Here is a 2,547-nt window from a genome sequence, read left to right as displayed (position 1 = left end):
GAGGCCCTGCTGGCCCGGGTGCGCGCGGCGGCCGAAACCGCCGGGCTGTTCGAGGAACTCGGCACCGACTGGCTGCTGCTGGACACCGAGCTGCTGCCGTGGTCGGCCAAGGCGATGGGCCTGCTGCGCAGCCAGTACGCGGCGGTCGGCACGGCGGCGCGCGCCTCGCTCGCGGCCGCCACCGACGTCCTGGCCGTCGCGGCCGAAAGGGGTTTGGACGTAGGCGATCTCGCGACGCGCACGCAGGCGCGCCGCGCGGACGCCGACGCCTTCACCACCGCCTACGGCCACTACTGCTGGCCCACCGACGGTCTCGACGGCGTACGCCTGGCCCCCTTCCAGCTGCTGGCCGCCTCCGGAGCGAATCTCGCCGGGCGCGACCACAACTGGCACCTGGCCCAGATCGACCGCCTGGTCACCGCCGACCCGGAGTTCTTCACCGCCACCGACCGCCGCGTGGTCGACCTCGCCTCCCCGGAGGCCGAGGCCGAGGCGACGGCCTGGTGGACCGCCCTCACCGCGGCAGGCGGCGAGGGCATGGTGGTCAAGCCGCTGGGCTCCCTGGTGACAGGCAGCGGCACCCGCAGCGGCCGCCCGGTCCAGCCAGGCGTGAAATGCCGTGGCCCGGAATACCTCCGGATCATCTACGGCCCGGAGTACCTGCGCCCCGACCAGCTGCAGCGGTTGCGTTCCCGCAACCTCGGCGGCAAACGTTCGATGGCGTTGCGCGAATACGCCCTGGGCCTGGAGGCCCTGGACCGCTTCGTGACTCGCGAACCGCTGTGGCGAGTCCACGAAGCAGTCTTTGCCATCCTGGCGCTGGAGACGGAGCCGGTCGACCCCCGACTGTGAGGTGGACGTCGCGGCACGAACGTTTCAGGCCGGGGTGATGGCCAGGTGGTCGCGGAGGCGAGCCAGGTAGGGGCGCTGGCCCTTGCCGAGTTTCTCCTCCGCGGTCTCCAGGTCGAACCACTCGGCACGGTCGATTTCCGGGAATTCGGCCAGGCGGCCGGAGCGGGGCGGCCATTCCATTTCGAAGGTGCCGGGGACGATCTGGGCCGGGTCGAGGTCGGCTTCGACCGCCCAGACGGTGAGTTGTTTCTTGCCGCGGCCGCTGCCGTATTCGACGTCGCCGAGGGGGATCCACTCCCCCTCGGGGACGGGCAGGCCGAGTTCCTCGCCGAATTCGCGGCGGGCGGCGGCGGGGGCCTCCTCGTCGGCGGGATCGTATTCGCCCTTGGGGATGGACCAGGCGGAGGCGTCCTTCTTGGCCCACAGCGGGCCGCCCATATGTCCGAGGAGCACTTCGACGCGGTCGGTCCGGCGGAAGAGCAGGACTCCGGCGCTGAATCTGAGACTCATGGGAAGGAGTTTGCCGAATCGGCGGGCGCGCACGCACCCCGGGCGCTAGTGTCGGCGACACCGTGGCAATCCGGACGTCCAGGATAATCGCCCGATAACGGATGAATAGTTCCCGTCGGACATCTTGCTGCCGAAACCTATTCGGCACCTGTACCTTCCATTACGCTCCAGGCTTTGGACCAGCACCACACCTGATGATGGATTGGATAGCGCATGGAGTTCCGCACCGCCTCCGCGGCTGCCACCCTGGTGATCGGCGCACTCATCACCCCGGCCACCCTATGGCCGGGCGCGGCTCCGGCGAACGCCCAGCCCGCCGTCACCTCTCCGGACGCGCCGCACCTCACCTACTCGACCAAGATGGTGGACAAATCCATCGTCACCACGCTGCGCGGCGGCACCTTCGAACTGACACGGCAGCCCGCCCAGCCCGACGGCGATCCGGCCCAGCCTGTGGACGTGGTGAACGTGAAGGACGGCGACGGCAAGGTCCTGCTCACCCTGCCGCTGCAATTCCACCTCGGCCCCATCGATATTCCGGTCAAGCCGGAGCTGCAGGAGAACAACACCATCCTGGCGCTCACCCCGGACAAGCCGTCGGGCCTGTCGCTCACTCAGCCGCTGGCCGTGAAACCCGTTGCCTCCCAGGCGGAGAACGACCGCGCACTGGGTAGTTTCGCCCAGCAGTTCGGGCTGGCCACCACCATCGGCACCTTCGTCGGCACCGCCATCGGCGCGACCATCGGCTGTATCGCCACCCTGGCCGCGGGCTGCCTGCCCGGCTTCGCCACCGGCGCGACCATCGGCGGCATCATCGGCACCATCGCTGTCGGCAGCCCCGTCCTGATCGCCTCGGGCATCGACCTGCTCAACACCTGGCAAGCCCCCGACGGCACCACCCACTGGTCGGACAAGAAGACCACGACCCCGGCCCCGCAGGCGGCCACACCGCAGCCCGCGACCCAGCCGGGCAGCTGAGCCCGTCAGGCCGGTGGGATCGGTACGCGCCAGATGACCGTGGTGCCGCGCCCGTCCAGACCCAGCCCGACCTCCACCACCCCGTCGAGTTCGGTGGCGCGTTCGGCGATCTAATCCGCTCGGGTTCGGTGAGCGGATGTATCGCACCGGTGACTTGGTGCGCTGGAACGCGGATGGTTCGATCACGTACCTGGGTCGTACCGACTT

Annotated in this window: 2 protein-coding genes and 1 pseudogene; 2 read left to right on the top strand and 1 reads right to left on the bottom strand. The window is 69.7% G+C overall.

Annotated elements, in window-relative coordinates:
* Window positions 1-852 (top strand): annotated as a pseudogene (locus ACWELQ_RS43510) (polynucleotide kinase-phosphatase); the annotation flags it as partial.
* Between the two features lie 24 nt (window positions 853-876).
* On the opposite strand, the gene ACWELQ_RS43505 reads toward ACWELQ_RS43510, so the two are convergent.
* Window positions 877-1,362, bottom strand: coding sequence for an NUDIX domain-containing protein (locus tag ACWELQ_RS43505; protein WP_452402820.1), 486 nt, complete (start codon window positions 1,360-1,362; stop codon window positions 877-879).
* A gap of 213 nt (window positions 1,363-1,575) precedes the next feature.
* On the opposite strand from ACWELQ_RS43505, the gene ACWELQ_RS43500 reads away from it, so the two are divergent.
* Complete coding sequence (locus ACWELQ_RS43500) at window positions 1,576-2,340, top strand: hypothetical protein (RefSeq protein WP_452402819.1); 765 nt, start codon at window positions 1,576-1,578, stop codon at window positions 2,338-2,340.
* Window positions 2,341-2,547: the final 207 nt, after the last annotated feature.

Source organism: Nocardia sp. NPDC004722, assembly GCF_053601505.1.
This window is presented reverse-complemented; position numbering and strand designations above follow the sequence as displayed.